Origin of the sequence: Mesorhizobium sp. B3-1-9 (assembly GCF_006439595.1) — a bacterium.
Classification (GTDB): domain Bacteria; phylum Pseudomonadota; class Alphaproteobacteria; order Rhizobiales; family Rhizobiaceae; genus Mesorhizobium.
The window spans coordinates 101,355-115,109 of record NZ_VFTJ01000015.1 but is presented as its reverse complement, the minus strand read 5'-3'; the positions used below and the strand labels follow the sequence as shown (position 1 = coordinate 115,109).

Here is a 13,755-nt window from a genome sequence, read left to right as displayed (position 1 = left end):
GGCTTTTCGGCATCGTTCCGATCTGGGTATCGAGCCAACCGCCCACGCACAAAATTTTCCAACAGTTTCTCAGTGGTCCTTGGTATTGCAGAAATTTCGGGAAAAAGTTTGTGTTAGATACCGTCGTCATCATTCATCTGGTCGCCCCGTTTATGGCGCCGGCGTGCACTGAAGGAAAGGCTTCAGATGTTGAGCCACGGCTTTGAAGCTTTCGCCGTGTTTATTTTTTTCATTTTCATATCGATCTGTCCGGGCACGGCTCGGGCCGATTACACCACTCCGCATGCCGAGGTTGTTTGCCAACCCGGCCGTAACGTCGCGCTGATCCGCTTTACCCTGACGATGGACGAAGATCCGGTCGGGTATCGCCGACTGCCCACCAGCGTCGATCAGGGATTATCGGCGACGCCTACCACGGGTCGATCGAATTGCACCATGGTCAATGGCTGGACGATCCGCCTCCGTGATGGGCAAGACCAGGCTTTTGGGTATGGTCAGGGCGGCGCCGATCCGCCAGCCTTCTTCAGCCTTTGGATTGCGAAGCGAAAGATTTTTTCGCGCAAAGAGTGGAAGCCTAGCTACGCGACGGACAAAAAGCGCTGGCTGATCGGGATGGTGATCAGGCCGGATCGGCTTAGCTATTGTCATGTCGTCGGAGACGAGGCGCCGGACAAGGGACCCATTGTCTGCCTGGATGAGCCTTTCCAACTGAACCGGTACAAGGTCGATCGCGTCGAATATGCGCCGCTGGGTCGCCGGCCACCGGTTGGCACCATATTGCTGACGCATGGAACGACTGAGCCGCGTCTTTGTCGAAAATTCCTGCGTCTTCGACAGGAAGGATTTGAGAACGTCAGCACCTCCACGAACGACAACGCCAACGTCTTTCCCACGGACACCGCGCAGCAAGATCTCGACATCAAGGTGGCGACGATCGAGGTCTCGCCCGGCGTGCGTCGCAAGCTTGTCCGCTGGAGTGGAACCAATCATTATTTCGACGGCGATGTCATGCTCTTGGCGCCGCTCGCAGCTGATCCATCGACAGTCCTGAAAGAGAGTATGCTTGACGACGGCGACACGTTTTCGGACGAATTGCCCTCGGGATGGAGCGTCATATCAGGCCAACTCCCCCGCCTCTACCCGAATGTAAGCCGGCGCTACGTGCACTTCGATACGCAGCGGATCGATGGACGGCTTTACTTGCTGGCCCAACCTTCCAACCGGGACCAGCGCCCCACCGCTGTCCTCGTCCGGCCGCTTGCTGATGGGTTCAAGACCATTTGCGTTTTCCAGCGTGTCGAGCCTCATTTCTGACGACTCACAAAACGGGCGCCGGACCGCTACCCCAGCCGTCCCAGCACCGGAAAATTCTCCAGCAGCCAATACGACGCGCTCTGCACGCCGCCGGTCAGGAAGAACACGCCGGCGACGACCAGCAGCGCGCCGATCGCCTTTTCCACACGGCCGAGATGGACGCGGAATTTGCCGAGGAAACGCATGAAGGCACCGGAAAACAGCGCCGCGATCAGGAACGGGATGCCTAGGCCCAGCGAATAGGCGGCAAGCAGCAGCGCGCCCTCGCCAACGGTCTCGCGCCCGCCGGCTAAAGTCAGGATCGGCCCCAGCACCGGGCCGATGCAAGGCGTCCAGCCGAAGGCGAAGGCCAGCCCCATGACATAGGCCGCGATCATGCTGGCAGGCTTGCCCTGCGACTGGAAGCGCGCCTCGCGCGACAGGAGCGGAATGCGCAGGATGCCGAGGAAGTTGAGGCCCATGATGATGATCAGCACGCCCGCCGCCATCGCCAGCGGCTCCTGCCAGACGCGCAGCAGGCGGCCGATGGTCGAGGCGCCGGCCCCGAGCGCCACGAAGACGGAGGAAAAGCCGAGCACGAAGGCGAGCGAAGCGTAGAGCAGCGCGCCACGCGCGCCTTCCTTTGCCGTGGCGCTCTGATTGCCGCGGAAATCGTCGACCGAAACGCCGGCCATGTAGCAGAGATAGGGCGGCACCAGCGGCAGCACGCAAGGCGACAGGAAAGAGATCGCCCCTGCTCCGACCGCGCTGACATAGCCGATGTCCAATGCCATCCAATGAGTCCCGATTGTGCTGGCGTCGATATAGCGATGCAGGCGCGCGCCTGCCAATCACCATTGTGTGGCACGTCGCCGCTTCGCCAAGGAAGAAACAGCCGCGCCAATGCGTTGTCGGAATAGGCGCGCGATTGCCGCGCGCTCGTTCTCAGGGAGATTGTCATGAAATCGATCGCACTCGGGTTTGCCGCCCTTCTGCTCGGCACTGCAGCGTCCCATGCCGCCGACGCATGGAAGGAAGCTGAAGTCGGCGGCAAGAAGATCTATACCGACGCCAAAGGCATGACGCTTTACACGTTCGACAAGGACAAGAAGGGTAAATCCAGCTGCTACGACAAATGCGCCGCCAACTGGCCGCCGCTGAAGGCCGAGGCCGGCGCCAAGGCCGACGATGAATGGACGATCGTCGACCGCACCGATGGCAGCAAGATGTGGGCCTATGACGGCAAGCCGGTCTATACCTTCGTCAAGGACAAGAAGGCCGGCGACATGACCGGCGAAGGCGTTGCCGGCGCCTGGCACGTCGTCAAGGCAGATTGAGTTTCTCCCACCGCTGGCATGCGGAAGACTGCCTGGCCGCCGAATTGGTTTGATTTGGCGGCCAGGGATCTTTCCGGGCGGGGCCAGCGCCTCGTCACTGTCCCTCGACTCGACTGGCCGGCACAGGCCGTCCCGGCGTGATACGAGGCGCGCACGCCTCCATCCCCAAAAAATGTGATCTTTGCCATACACTCTAAGAGTGTATTGCCGGCGGCCGCTTCCCAAATTGCCCGCCTCCCCTTGACCGATTGCAAAAGCGCGGCCATGTGAGCGACGAAAAGAGTGGGATTTCGTCGTGCATCGCGGAGTTCTTCCGCCACCTCACAGCTGATTAAGAGACCTCATGGACGTCGTCGTCGTCGAATCGCCGGCCAAGGCGAAGACAATCAACAAATATCTGGGCAAGAACTATAAGGTCCTGGCCTCCTTCGGCCATGTCCGCGATCTGCCGGCCAAGGACGGCTCGGTCCGCCCTGACGAGGACTTCGCCATGTCCTGGTCGGTCGACACCGCGTCGGGCAAGCGCCTCGCCGACATCGCCAAGGCGGTCAAGGATGCCGACGGGCTGATCCTCGCCACCGACCCGGATCGCGAGGGCGAGGCGATTTCCTGGCATGTGCTGGAAGTCCTGAAGCAGAAGCGCGCGCTGAAGGACAAGCCGGTCAGCCGCGTCGTCTTCAACGCCATCACCAAGGCCTCGGTGCTCGATGCCATGGCCAATCCGCGCCAGATCGACGCGCCGCTGGTCGACGCCTATCTCGCTCGCCGTGCGCTCGATTATCTCGTCGGCTTCACGCTCTCGCCGGTGCTGTGGCGCAAGCTGCCGGGCGCCCGCTCGGCCGGCCGCGTGCAGTCGGTGGCGCTGCGCCTGGTCTGCGACCGCGAATCCGAGATCGAACGCTTCATCCGCGAGGAATACTGGCAGATCGCTGCCATCCTCGACACGCCGCGCACGGACAGTTTCGAAGCGCGGCTGACCGCCTTTGCCGGCAAGAAGCTGCAGAAGCTCGACATCGCCAACAAGGCTCAGGCCGACGACATCAAGGCGATGCTGGAGGGCGCGACCTTCAAGGCGTTGTCGGTCGAGGCCAAGCCCACCAAGCGCAATCCCGGCCCGCCCTTCACCACCTCGACGCTGCAGCAGGCCGCCTCCTCCGGGCTCGGCTTCTCGGCCACGCGCACCATGCAGGTGGCGCAAAAGCTCTATGAAGGCATGGATGTCGGCGGCGAGACCGCCGGCCTCATCACCTATATGCGAACCGACGGCGTGCAGATGGCGCCCGAGGCGATCGAGGCTGCCCGCAGCGCCATCGTCAGCGAGTTCGGCGCGAAATACCTGCCGGAAAAGCCGCGTTACTACACCACCAAGGCCAAGAACGCCCAGGAAGCGCACGAGGCGATCCGCCCGACCGATTTCAACCGCACGCCTCAATCGGTCAGGCAGTATCTCGACGCCGACCAGGCCCGCCTCTATGAGCTGATCTGGAAGCGCGCCATCGCCAGCCAGATGCAGCCGGCCGAGATCGAACGCACCACGGTCGAGATCGAGGCGGTCAATGGCGCTCGCACTGCTGAGCTTCGCGCCGTCGGTTCAGTTATCCGCTTCGACGGCTTCATCGCCGCCTATACCGACCAGAAGGACGAGGACGCGGAGGACGAGGAGAGCCGCCGTCTGCCCGAGATCCGCTCCGGCGAGCAGCTCGCCCGCCAGGCGATCAACGCCACCCAGCACACCACCGAGCCGCCGCCGCGCTACTCCGAGGCGTCGCTGATCAAGAAGCTGGAAGAGCTGGGCATTGGCCGGCCGTCGACCTACACCGCGATCCTGAAGACGCTCGAGGATCGCGACTACGTCACCATCGACCGGCGCAGGCTGGTGCCGCAGGCCAAGGGCCGGCTGCTCTCTGCTTTCCTCGAAAGCTTCTTCGAGCGTTATGTCGAGTATGATTTCACCGCTTCGCTCGAGGAAAAGCTCGACGAGATTTCCGACGGCAAGCTCGCCTGGAAGGACGTGCTGCGCGACTTCTGGAAGGATTTTTCCGGCGCCGTCGACGACATCAAGGAACTGCGCGTCACGGACGTGCTCGATGCGCTCAACGAAGAACTGGCGCCGCTTGTCTTCCCGGAACGCGAGGACGGCTCCAACCCGCGCATTTGCCCGAAATGCGGCTCAGGCAACCTTTCGCTGAAACTCGGCAAGTTCGGCGCCTTCGTCGGCTGCTCGAATTATCCGGAGTGTTCCTACACCCGCCAGCTCGGCGACGCCGCCAACCCCAATGGCGAGAACGGCAATGGCGACGACGGCGTCAAGCTGCTCGGCAAGGATCCTTACACCGCCGAGGAAATCACGCTGAGGAGCGGCCGTTTCGGGCCCTATATCCAGCGTGGCGAAGGCAAGGAGGCCAAGCGCTCGAGCCTGCCCAAGGGCTGGACGCCCGAGTCGATCGACCACGAAAAGGCGCTGGCGCTGCTGGCCCTGCCGCGTGACGTCGGAAAACATCCCGAAACCGGCAAGATGATCTCGGCCGGCCTCGGGCGCTACGGCCCGTTCGTGCTGCATGACGGCACCTATGCCAATCTGGAAAGCATCGAGGACGTGTTCTCGATCGGTCTGAACCGCGCCGTCTCGGTGATTGCCGAGAAGCAGCAGAAGGGCAAGGGCGGCCGCAATGGCGGCACCGCCGCGGCGCTCAAGGAGCTTGGCGACCATCCCGACGGCGGCGGCAAGATCGTCGTGCGCGACGGCAAATACGGGCCCTATGTCAACTACGGCAAGGTCAATGCGACGCTGCCCAAGGGCAAGGATCCGCAATCGGTGACGATGGAAGAGGCGCTCACCCTGATTGCCGAAAGGGAGGCCAAGGGCGGAGGCGGCAAAAAACCCTTCCGCAGGGCGGCGAAGAAGGGATAGCGGGACGTGGCGCGCAGGATCTCCGGAAGAAGCCACGGCGATCCGCGCCACGCCGACACCAGGGCCAAGGTCAAAGACGACTACCGTCCCTCGCGTGACGAGGTCCTGCGCTACATCGCCGAAAATCCCGACCGCTCCGGCAAGCGCGAGATCGCCAAGGCCTTCGCGCTGCGCGGCGAGGACCGCATCTGGCTGAAAGACCTGTTGCGCGACCTGCAGGACGAGGGCCTCCTCAACAAGGAGCGCAAGCGACTCACCCGCGCGGGCGCCGTGCCTCATGTCGCGGTGCTCGACATTTTCGGCCGCGACGATGACGGCATGCTTCTGGCGCATCCGAACGAATACACTGGCAACGGCTCGCCGCCCGTCATCGCCATTCGCATTTCGCGCGGCGCCAACGGCCCGGTGCCCGGCATCGGCGACCGCGTGCTTGCCAAGACCTTCCCGACCGACGATCCGTCAGGCCCCGCCTATACCGGGCGGGTGATGAAGATCTTCGAGAAGCGCAGCGACGCGGTGCTCGGTGTCTTCCGCGTGCTGAAAGACGGCACTTTCCGCATCGAGCCGGTCGAACGGCGCCAGCCAGAGCTGATCGTCGACAAGGAATTCCAGAACGGCGCCAAAAACGGCGACCTGGTCGAGGTCGAGCCGGCGCGGGCATCCCGTTACGGACTGCCCAGGGCGAAAGTGCTGGCGGTGCTGGGATCGCTGAGCAGCGAGAAGGCTGTCTCGATGATCGCCATCCACGCCCACGACATTCCCCATGTCTTTCCGGCGGACGTGATTGCCGAGGCCGAAGCGGTGAAGCCGGCGACGCTCGATCACCGCGAGGATTGGCGCAACCTGCCGCTGGTGACCATCGATCCGGCCGACGCGAAGGACCATGACGACGCCGTCTTCGCCACGCCCGATGCGGACGAGAAGAATCCCGGAGGCGTCGTCGTCACCGTGGCGATCGCCGATGTCGCCGCCTATGTGCGCTATGGCACGCCGCTCGACCGCGAAGCCTTGAAGCGCGGCAATTCGGTCTATTTTCCGGACCGCGTCGTGCCGATGCTGCCCGAACGCATCTCCAACGATCTCTGCTCGCTGCGCGAAGGCGAGGACAGGCCGGCCATCGCCGTGCGCATGACCTTCTCCTCGGAAGGCCGCAAGCTCAGGCACTCCTTCCACCGCGTCATGATGAAGTCGGCCGCCAAGCTCGCCTATCCGCAGGCGCAGGCCGCGATCGACGGCGTGCCCGACGACAAGACGCGGCCGATCCTCGATGGCGTGCTGAAGCCGCTCTGGGACGCCTACGCGGTGCTGAAGCGCGGCCGCGACGCCCGCCAGCCGCTGGAGCTCGACCTGCCGGAGCGCAAGATCCTGTTGAAGCCCGACGGCACGGTCGACCGGGTCACCGTGCCGGAGCGACTCGATGCGCATAAGCTGATCGAAGAGTTCATGATCCAGGCCAATGTTGCCGCCGCCGAAACCCTGGAGGGCAGGAAAGAGCCGCTCGTCTATCGCATCCATGACGCGCCGTCGCTCGCCAAACAGGAATCGCTGCGCGAGTTCCTGCAGACGCTCAGCCTGTCCTTGGCGCGCGGCGCGCAGATGCGGCCTAGCCAATTCAACGGCATCCTGGAGCGGGTGCGCGGCGCCGACAACGAGGCGCTGGTCAACGAAGTGGTGCTGCGCTCGCAGAGCCAGGCCGAGTATTCGCCGAAGAATATCGGCCATTTCGGCCTCAACCTCAGGCGCTACGCGCATTTCACCTCGCCGATCCGCCGCTATGCAGATCTGATCGTGCACCGCGGATTGATCGCGGCGCTTGGTCTGGGTCCCGGCGGCTTGACGCAGCAGGAGGCGGACAGGCTGGAAGAGGCCGCCGCCCTGATCTCGGCCACGGAACGCCGCGCCATGGCCGCCGAGCGCGATACGGTCGACCGGCTGATCGCCGCCTATCTCGCCGAGCGCGTCAACGACACGTTCGACGCGCGCATTTCCGGCGTCACCAAGGCGGGCCTCTTTGTCCAATTGCCGCAGTACGGCGCCGACGGCTTTATTCCGGTGTCAACTCTGGGCGGCGACTACTATATCTATGACGAAACCGCCCGATCGCTGTTCGGGGAACGCACCGGCAAGGGCTTTCAGCTTGCCGACCGCGTCGAAGTCCGGTTGGTCGAGGTCGCGCCGATGGCCGGTGCGATGCGTTTCGAGATGCTGACCGACCCGAAGCCCCTGCCCGGCTCAAAGCGGTCGTTCCACAAGGCCAAAGGCCGCGCCCGCGCGTCGCAATCGCGCGTCGGTCCGCGCGGCAGGAGAAGATGATGCCAGGCGATTTGCGGGTGGAAGAACAGGTTTTCGGCGGCGAGCACCACTCAGGCCGCGGCGCGCGCCCGCTGTGGGCGGCGATCAAGCGCGGCATGCTCGGCCGTTGCCCGCATTGCGGCAAGGGAAAGTTGTTCCACGCTTTCGTGAAGCCCGTGGACAAGTGCGAGGTCTGCGGCGAGGAACTGCACCACCATCGCGCGGACGACCTGCCTGCCTATCTGGTCATCGTCATCGTCGGCCATATCGTGGTTGGCTCATTCATGGCGGTGGAGGCCGCCACCACGCTCTCGACCTGGCAGCACGCGCTGATCTGGGTGCCGTTGACCATCATTCTCGCGCTCGTGCTGCTGCAGCCGGTCAAGGGCGCCGTCATCGGCCTGCAATGGGCGCTTTATATGCACGGCTTCGGCGACGAGAAAGACGAATTCGAGAGCCATTGATAAGCCAGGTCGCGCCGCTGCCGGCCCTGGTGCAAAGGCCGCGACGCGCAAGCCACTTTCGCATCCGGGAAGTTTCCGCTAGGTCGAGCGCATGGAACGAATGACCAAGGCGGATGTCGACAAGCTCGATAAGGGCCTGGCCGTGCGCAACGGCCGGGCGCTGCGTCCGCGCGATGCCGCGACCCTCATTCTGCTCGATCGCCGGGGCAAGGACGTTCTGGTGCTGATGGGCCGGCGCCATGCCGGGCACGCCTTCATGCCCGGGAAATTCGTCTTCCCCGGCGGCCGCACCGATCCCACCGACAGCCGCATTCCCGTCGCCGCCCCTCTGCGCGGCGAAGAGGAGGAAAAGCTGGTCTCAGGCCCTGGCCGCGCGAGCGCGGCGCGGGCGCGGGCAATCGCCCTGTCGGCGATTCGCGAGACCTATGAGGAAGCCGGCCTGCTGATCGGCCGCAAGGGCGCCTTCTCGACCGCGAAGCACGACTGGCAGGGTTTCGCCGAACATGGCGTGGTCCCCTCGCTGGACGTGCTCCGCTTCATCGCCCGCGCCATCACTCCGCCCAATCGCGTGCGCCGTTTCGATACGCGTTTCTTCAGCGCCTGGCGCCACGACGTTGCCGTGGAATTGCCCGGCGGCGGCCCGACCAACGAGCTCGAAGAACTCGTCTGGCTGCCGCTTGCCGATGCCCGCAAGGCCGACATCCCAGACATTACCGGCATGATCCTGGAAGAACTGGAAAGTCGGCTTGCCGACGATCCCTTGCTTCGGCCGGGGGGCGCCGTGCCGTTCTTCCGGCTCGTCCGCAACCGCTTTGTCCGCGAAGTCCTTTAGAAGCAGAGCATTTTGATCCCATGACGGTCGATACCCAAGAACAGGGCGACGAACGCGTACACTGGCTGCCGATGATCGCGGCGATCTCCTCGATCAGCGTCGTCGGCATCGCCATCGGCCTCGGCATGCCGCTGCTCAGCGTCATTCTGGAAAGCCGCGGCCATTCCGCTTCGATGATCGGCCTCAACACGGCCGTCGCCGGTCTCGCCTCGATTGCCGGCGCGCCGCTCGCCACCCCGCTTGCCATGCGGCTCGGCGTCGCCTGGACCATGCTGTTGATGATTGCCATCGGCGCGCTCGCCTTTGTCGGCTTCCATTTCGCGCCGGATTTCTGGATGTGGTTTCCGCTCCGCGTCGCCCTGCACATCTCGCTGACGGTGCTGTTCATCCTGTCGGAATTCTGGATCAGCACCTCCGCCCCGCCGAACCGGCGCGGCCTTGTGCTTGGCATCTACGCCACCGTGCTGTCGCTCGGCTTTGCCGCCGGACCCTGGCTGTTCGCCCATCTCGGCAGCACGGGCTTCCTGCCGTTCGGCGTCACCATAGCGCTGGTGACGCTTGCCGCTATTCCGGTGCTGGCGGCCCGCAACGAGAGTCCGACCATCGTCGCCGACAGCGAGACCAGCCACTTCCTGCGCTATATCTGGCTGGTGCCGACCGCGACCTTCGCCGTGCTTGTTTTCGGCGCCGTCGAGACCGGCGGTTTCTCGCTCTTCCCCGTCTATGGCAGCCGTATCGGCTATTCGGAAGCCGACGCCGCGCTGCTCCTGACAATGATCGGGCTCGGCAATGTGCTTCTGCAGATCCCGATCGGCATGATCAGCGACCGCGTTTCCGACCGGCGCTACCTGCTGCTGGCCTGCGCCACGGTCGGCCTCATCGGCACGGTCTTCATGCCGTTCTTCGCACAGAACTGGCATCTGATGGCGGCCCTCCTGTTCGTCTGGGGCGGCGTCGTCGCCGCCATGTACACGATCGGCCTTGCCCATCTCGGCTCGCAGCTGTCCGGCCATGAACTGGCATCCGCCAATGCTGCCTTCGTGCTTTGCTATGGCGTCGGCATGGTGCTGGGTCCGCAGGCGATCGGCATCGGCATGGATGCCTTCGGTCCATCCGGCTTCGGCTGGTCGCTGGCCTTTTTCTTCGCTGCCTACATGGCTCTGATCCTGGTCAGGCTGGTGCGCAAGATTCTGTAGGCAAATGCCGCTGAAGCGTCGGGCATCCTGACATCACCGTGTCAGCAGCACCCCTGCTATACCCTGTTTCCAGCGCGAAGTAGGAGAATTGCGATGATCGACAGCGGCTTTGAAACCAAATCCCTCAGGATGGAACTGCTTCTGCTCGTCACATTCCAGGCGCCGGCCGCCGATGTCGAGCGCATCATGGAGGCGGTGGTGGCGATCACGCCGCTGCGCATGGGCAAATATGACAGCAACGCCTATCAGTCGGCGCAAGGCGTCGAGCGCTATCGGCCGCTCGAGGGCGCCGCCGCGGGCGCCGAGACGGAATTGCGCCGGCGGCCCGGCACCGTTGAAGTGTCGTTCGAGATCGCCGACGACCAGCCGCTCGCCGCTCGTGTCGTCGAGGCGATATTCCAGGCCCACTCCTATCAGGAGCCCGTCATCCGCATCCAACCGCTACTCGCCAGCCGTTCCAAGGGTCTTGACGACCATGCCAATCCCAACCGTTGGTGGAACACCACGGGCGACTGGAAAAAAACGGCTCAGCGGGTCGGCGAGAACGCCTGAAGCGGCGAGATCGGCCATGTCCAAATGGGGCAGGGAAGGCGCCCGGGCTTGACTTTCCGGGCGCGTTCTTTATGTGTCGCGCCAAGTTTCCCGCGTCCGGGTGTTTTCCCCGTGCTCCAGCGGCCAAAACTCCACGAACATTAACGGACGAAAATCATGGCCAAAGCCGCAAACATCAAGATCAAGCTTCTGTCGACCGCCGACACCGGGTTCTTCTACGTCACCAGCAAGAACAGCCGTACCAAGACGGACAAGCTCTCGTTCCGCAAGTACGACCCGGTCGCCAAGAAGCACGTCGAGTTCAAGGAAACCAAGATCAAGTAATCTGGTTATCCCGAGAAATCAAAACGCCGCCCCTCGGGCGGCGTTTTTGTTTTGGAGCAATTCCAGGAAAAGTCCGACACGGTTTCCCGGCAGACGGAAAGACCGAACGGCTGGGGAGCCTGCACGACTGTCTGCGCAAGCTTCCGATGTCGGTTTTTGAAAAAAGGGGGCCGGTCGGCGTTTGGCAGCGGTACGAGGAGGCCACTATGCGCCAGCGCCGGCCGGCCGACCCCACGGACCCAGGAGATGCGGCGGACCTGAGCATCATGGGGTATTTTTTGGATCGAGCCGGCTCGTCTACCCTCGCGCCGGCCTCGGCTTCTGTCTATGCATCGCAGATTTGCGCAAGACCTTATAAAAATCAACCATTTCTTAACCACCGCTCGCGAATCGCTTGGGTTAAGGTAAATTCGTAACCCTGTTGAGACGGCCGAGAATCGTCGCCTTTTTGCCGAGCATGTCTCCCGAGAGTGGAAACCGGTTTCGGGACAAAGACAGGCGCGTGCCGGGTGTGAAAGATCGCGACGCGTTTTTGGGATGTGTTGAGATTCAGGTCAGGCCGAGCCGAGAACGTTGGTTTCCGAGAACCGGAGCGGAGCGTACTTAAAGTACGTGAGCACCGGAAGCGCAGGAAACCATCGTTCGCAGGCCGGCATCACCTGAATATCAACACAGCCTAGGCGGCCTTGGCGACCACCCGGTTGCGGCCGCCGCTTTTGGCCTCGTAGAGCGCCAGGTCGGCGCGCTTCATCAGCGCGGCGACGCTGTCCGTCCCTTTCAAGACCGACGACACCCCGACGCTGACCGTGACCTCGATCATCTTGCCGTCGTTGCCGATCGCGAAAGGCGCCTGCGCGATCTCGGCGCGGATGCGCTCGGCGACCTTCTCGGCGACCGCGCCGTCGGTGTCCGGCATCACCACGACGAACTCCTCGCCGCCGAAGCGGCAGGCGAGATCGATGCCGCGCACATTCTTGCGCAGCCGCCGGGCGAACTCGCGCAGCACGTCGTCACCGCCGTCATGGCCATGGGTGTCGTTGATCGACTTGAAGCGATCGAGATCGGTGATCATCACCGACAGTGGCCGCCGCCGCGCCACGGCGCGGTCGAACAGCGTCTGCAGATGGCTGTCGAGGTAGCGCCGGTTGTGCAGCCCGGTCAGCCCGTCGATCACCGCCATCTCGATCGTCTGGGCGACGCTGGCCCGCAATTGGTCGTTGTAGCGCTTGCGCCGCACCTGCGTGCGCAGTCTCGCTGTCAGCTCGTGCTGGTCGATCGGCCGGATCAGGTAGTCGTTGATGCCGAGTTCCAGCCCGCGCAGGATGCGGCCCTCCTCGCCCTCGTCGGCGAGCAGCATGATCGGCAGGAAGCGGGTGCGGTCGAGCGAACGCAGCTGCGAGCAGAGCCTCAGCGCATCGAAATTCGAGAAGGCGGTCGACACCAGCACACATTCATACGCCGCCTCGGCCGCCTGGAAGAACCCGGCATTCGGATCGGTCGCGACATCCAGCTCGGCGCTGTTGCGCAGCATCTTCTGGATGCGTTCGACGGAAGATTTGCGCTCGTCGACAAGCAGCACCCTCGGCTTGGTGTCCTCGGTCGCGAAATCGCGGCTCAGAAGCTCTTCGATGCCGATATTGCGCGTCGTCGAGGCGCGCAGCCGTAATTCGTCGGTCAGCGACTTCAGCCTGACCAGGCTCTTCACGCGCGTCATCAGTTGCAGGTCGTTGACCGGCTTGGTCAGGAAATCGTCCGCGCCCGCCTCGAGGCCGCGCACCCGGTCCGACACCTGGTCGAGCGCGGTGATCATGACGACGGGGATATGCGAGGTCGCCGGATCGCTCTTCAGGCGCTTGCAGACCTCGAACCCGTCCATGTCCGGCATCATGACATCGAGCAGCACCACGTCGACCTTGCCGTTCTCGCAGGTCTCGATCGCATCCAGGCCGTTGCTGGCCGTCAGCACCTCGAAATACTCGGCAAGCAGCCGAACCTCCAGCAGCCGCACATTGGCGGGGATATCGTCGACGACGAGGATCCGCGCGGTCATCTCAACAAACTCCGGCTCTGCTGGTCTCGGGCATCAGGCGTCGCCCAGATAGGATTTGATCGTCTCGATGAAGCGCGGCACCGAGATCGGCTTGGAGATATAGGCCTCGCAGCCGCCCTGGCGGATGCGCTCCTCATCGCCCTTCATGGCGAAGGCGGTGACGGCGATGACCGGGATCGAATGCAATTCGTCGTCTTCCTTAAGCCATTTCGTCACTTCCAGGCCGGAGACTTCGGGCAACTGGATGTCCATCAGAATCAGGTCCGGCCGATGCTGGCGCGCGAGATCCAGCGCCTCCAGCCCGTTACGCGTGCGAACCGTCTCGTAACCGCTGGCTTCGATGAGGTCCCGAAAGAGCTTCATGTTAAGCTCATTGTCCTCGACGATCATGACCTTCTTAGCCATCAGTTTCCCGTCCCGACCGCCCTCGAAACCGAAGGCCGTCGCAATGCGTCCCCTACGGACCGCACCCAACCCTTTTCCACTCTAGCCCAATATGATTGA

Annotated in this window: 12 protein-coding genes; 9 read left to right on the top strand and 3 right to left on the bottom strand. The window is 63.5% G+C overall.

The features are described from left to right. Positions 1–186 precede the first annotated feature (186 nt). On the top strand, positions 187–1,314 hold the full coding sequence (locus FJW07_RS23225; RefSeq protein ID WP_140858910.1) for a hypothetical protein: 1,128 nt from the start codon (positions 187–189) through the stop codon (positions 1,312–1,314). Positions 1,315–1,340: 26 nt separating this feature from the next. Here FJW07_RS23225 and FJW07_RS23220 read toward each other — a convergent pair whose 3' ends face one another. After that, positions 1,341–2,087, bottom strand: a complete 747-nt coding sequence (locus FJW07_RS23220) for a cytochrome c biogenesis CcdA family protein (RefSeq protein WP_140858909.1) — start codon at positions 2,085–2,087, stop codon at positions 1,341–1,343. A gap of 165 nt (positions 2,088–2,252) precedes the next feature. On the opposite strand from FJW07_RS23220, the gene FJW07_RS23215 reads away from it, so the two are divergent. The 8 genes from FJW07_RS23215 (at position 2,253) to rpmG (ending at position 11,201) form a co-directional block, all read left to right on the top strand. Next, positions 2,253–2,630, top strand: coding sequence for a hypothetical protein (locus tag FJW07_RS23215; RefSeq protein WP_140858908.1), 378 nt, complete (start codon positions 2,253–2,255; stop codon positions 2,628–2,630). Between the two features lie 343 nt (positions 2,631–2,973). Beyond that, positions 2,974–5,541, top strand: a complete 2,568-nt coding sequence (topA, locus tag FJW07_RS23210; RefSeq protein WP_140651170.1) for a type I DNA topoisomerase — start codon at positions 2,974–2,976, stop codon at positions 5,539–5,541. A gap of 6 nt (positions 5,542–5,547) precedes the next feature. Further along, a complete protein-coding gene (rnr, locus tag FJW07_RS23205) occupies positions 5,548–7,854 on the top strand; it encodes a ribonuclease R (protein ID WP_140858907.1) in 2,307 nt (768 codons plus the stop codon). Further along, complete coding sequence (locus FJW07_RS23200) at positions 7,854–8,297, top strand: DUF983 domain-containing protein (RefSeq protein WP_140783238.1); 444 nt, start codon at positions 7,854–7,856, stop codon at positions 8,295–8,297. Before rnr ends, FJW07_RS23200 begins: the two co-directional genes overlap by 1 nt. A 91-nt stretch (positions 8,298–8,388) precedes the next feature. Beyond that, positions 8,389–9,129 carry an NUDIX domain-containing protein gene (locus FJW07_RS23195; protein WP_140858906.1) on the top strand — a complete coding sequence of 247 codons (741 nt, stop codon included), beginning with the start codon at positions 8,389–8,391 and terminating at the stop codon, positions 9,127–9,129. A gap of 20 nt (positions 9,130–9,149) precedes the next feature. Beyond that, positions 9,150–10,325, top strand: coding sequence for an MFS transporter (locus FJW07_RS23190; RefSeq protein WP_140709625.1), 1,176 nt, complete (start codon positions 9,150–9,152; stop codon positions 10,323–10,325). Between the two features lie 93 nt (positions 10,326–10,418). Continuing rightward, on the top strand, positions 10,419–10,877 hold the full coding sequence (locus FJW07_RS23185) for a hypothetical protein (protein WP_140858905.1): 459 nt from the start codon (positions 10,419–10,421) through the stop codon (positions 10,875–10,877). Positions 10,878–11,033: 156 nt separating this feature from the next. Then, positions 11,034–11,201, top strand: a complete 168-nt coding sequence (gene rpmG, locus FJW07_RS23180) for a 50S ribosomal protein L33 (RefSeq protein WP_006201775.1) — start codon at positions 11,034–11,036, stop codon at positions 11,199–11,201. A gap of 676 nt (positions 11,202–11,877) precedes the next feature. Here rpmG and FJW07_RS23170 read toward each other — a convergent pair. Further along, on the bottom strand, positions 11,878–13,251 hold the full coding sequence (locus tag FJW07_RS23170) for a PleD family two-component system response regulator (RefSeq protein ID WP_140709623.1): 1,374 nt from the start codon (positions 13,249–13,251) through the stop codon (positions 11,878–11,880). Between the two features lie 33 nt (positions 13,252–13,284). Further along, positions 13,285–13,656 (bottom strand): response regulator, encoded by a 372-nt coding sequence (locus tag FJW07_RS23165; protein ID WP_027166515.1) that lies wholly within the window; start codon positions 13,654–13,656, stop codon positions 13,285–13,287. Positions 13,657–13,755: the final 99 nt, after the last annotated feature.

What these genes read in the sequence shown, in the direction of transcription:
- FJW07_RS23200 (WP_140783238.1), top strand. Translation starts at nt 7,854, where the DNA reads ATGCCAGGCGATTTGCGGGTGGAAGAACAGGTTTTCGGCGGCGAGCAC.
- FJW07_RS23220 (WP_140858909.1), bottom strand. Translation starts at nt 2,087, where the DNA reads ATGGCATTGGACATCGGCTATGTCAGCGCGGTCGGAGCAGGGGCGATC.
- rpmG (WP_006201775.1), top strand. Translation starts at nt 11,034, where the DNA reads ATGGCCAAAGCCGCAAACATCAAGATCAAGCTTCTGTCGACCGCCGAC.
- FJW07_RS23215 (WP_140858908.1), top strand. Translation starts at nt 2,253, where the DNA reads ATGAAATCGATCGCACTCGGGTTTGCCGCCCTTCTGCTCGGCACTGCA.
- FJW07_RS23190 (WP_140709625.1), top strand. Translation starts at nt 9,150, where the DNA reads ATGACGGTCGATACCCAAGAACAGGGCGACGAACGCGTACACTGGCTG.
- FJW07_RS23195 (WP_140858906.1), top strand. Translation starts at nt 8,389, where the DNA reads ATGGAACGAATGACCAAGGCGGATGTCGACAAGCTCGATAAGGGCCTG.
- FJW07_RS23185 (WP_140858905.1), top strand. Translation starts at nt 10,419, where the DNA reads ATGATCGACAGCGGCTTTGAAACCAAATCCCTCAGGATGGAACTGCTT.
- FJW07_RS23170 (WP_140709623.1), bottom strand. Translation starts at nt 13,251, where the DNA reads ATGACCGCGCGGATCCTCGTCGTCGACGATATCCCCGCCAATGTGCGG.
- FJW07_RS23165 (WP_027166515.1), bottom strand. Translation starts at nt 13,656, where the DNA reads ATGGCTAAGAAGGTCATGATCGTCGAGGACAATGAGCTTAACATGAAG.
- FJW07_RS23225 (WP_140858910.1), top strand. Translation starts at nt 187, where the DNA reads ATGTTGAGCCACGGCTTTGAAGCTTTCGCCGTGTTTATTTTTTTCATT.
- topA (WP_140651170.1), top strand. Translation starts at nt 2,974, where the DNA reads ATGGACGTCGTCGTCGTCGAATCGCCGGCCAAGGCGAAGACAATCAAC.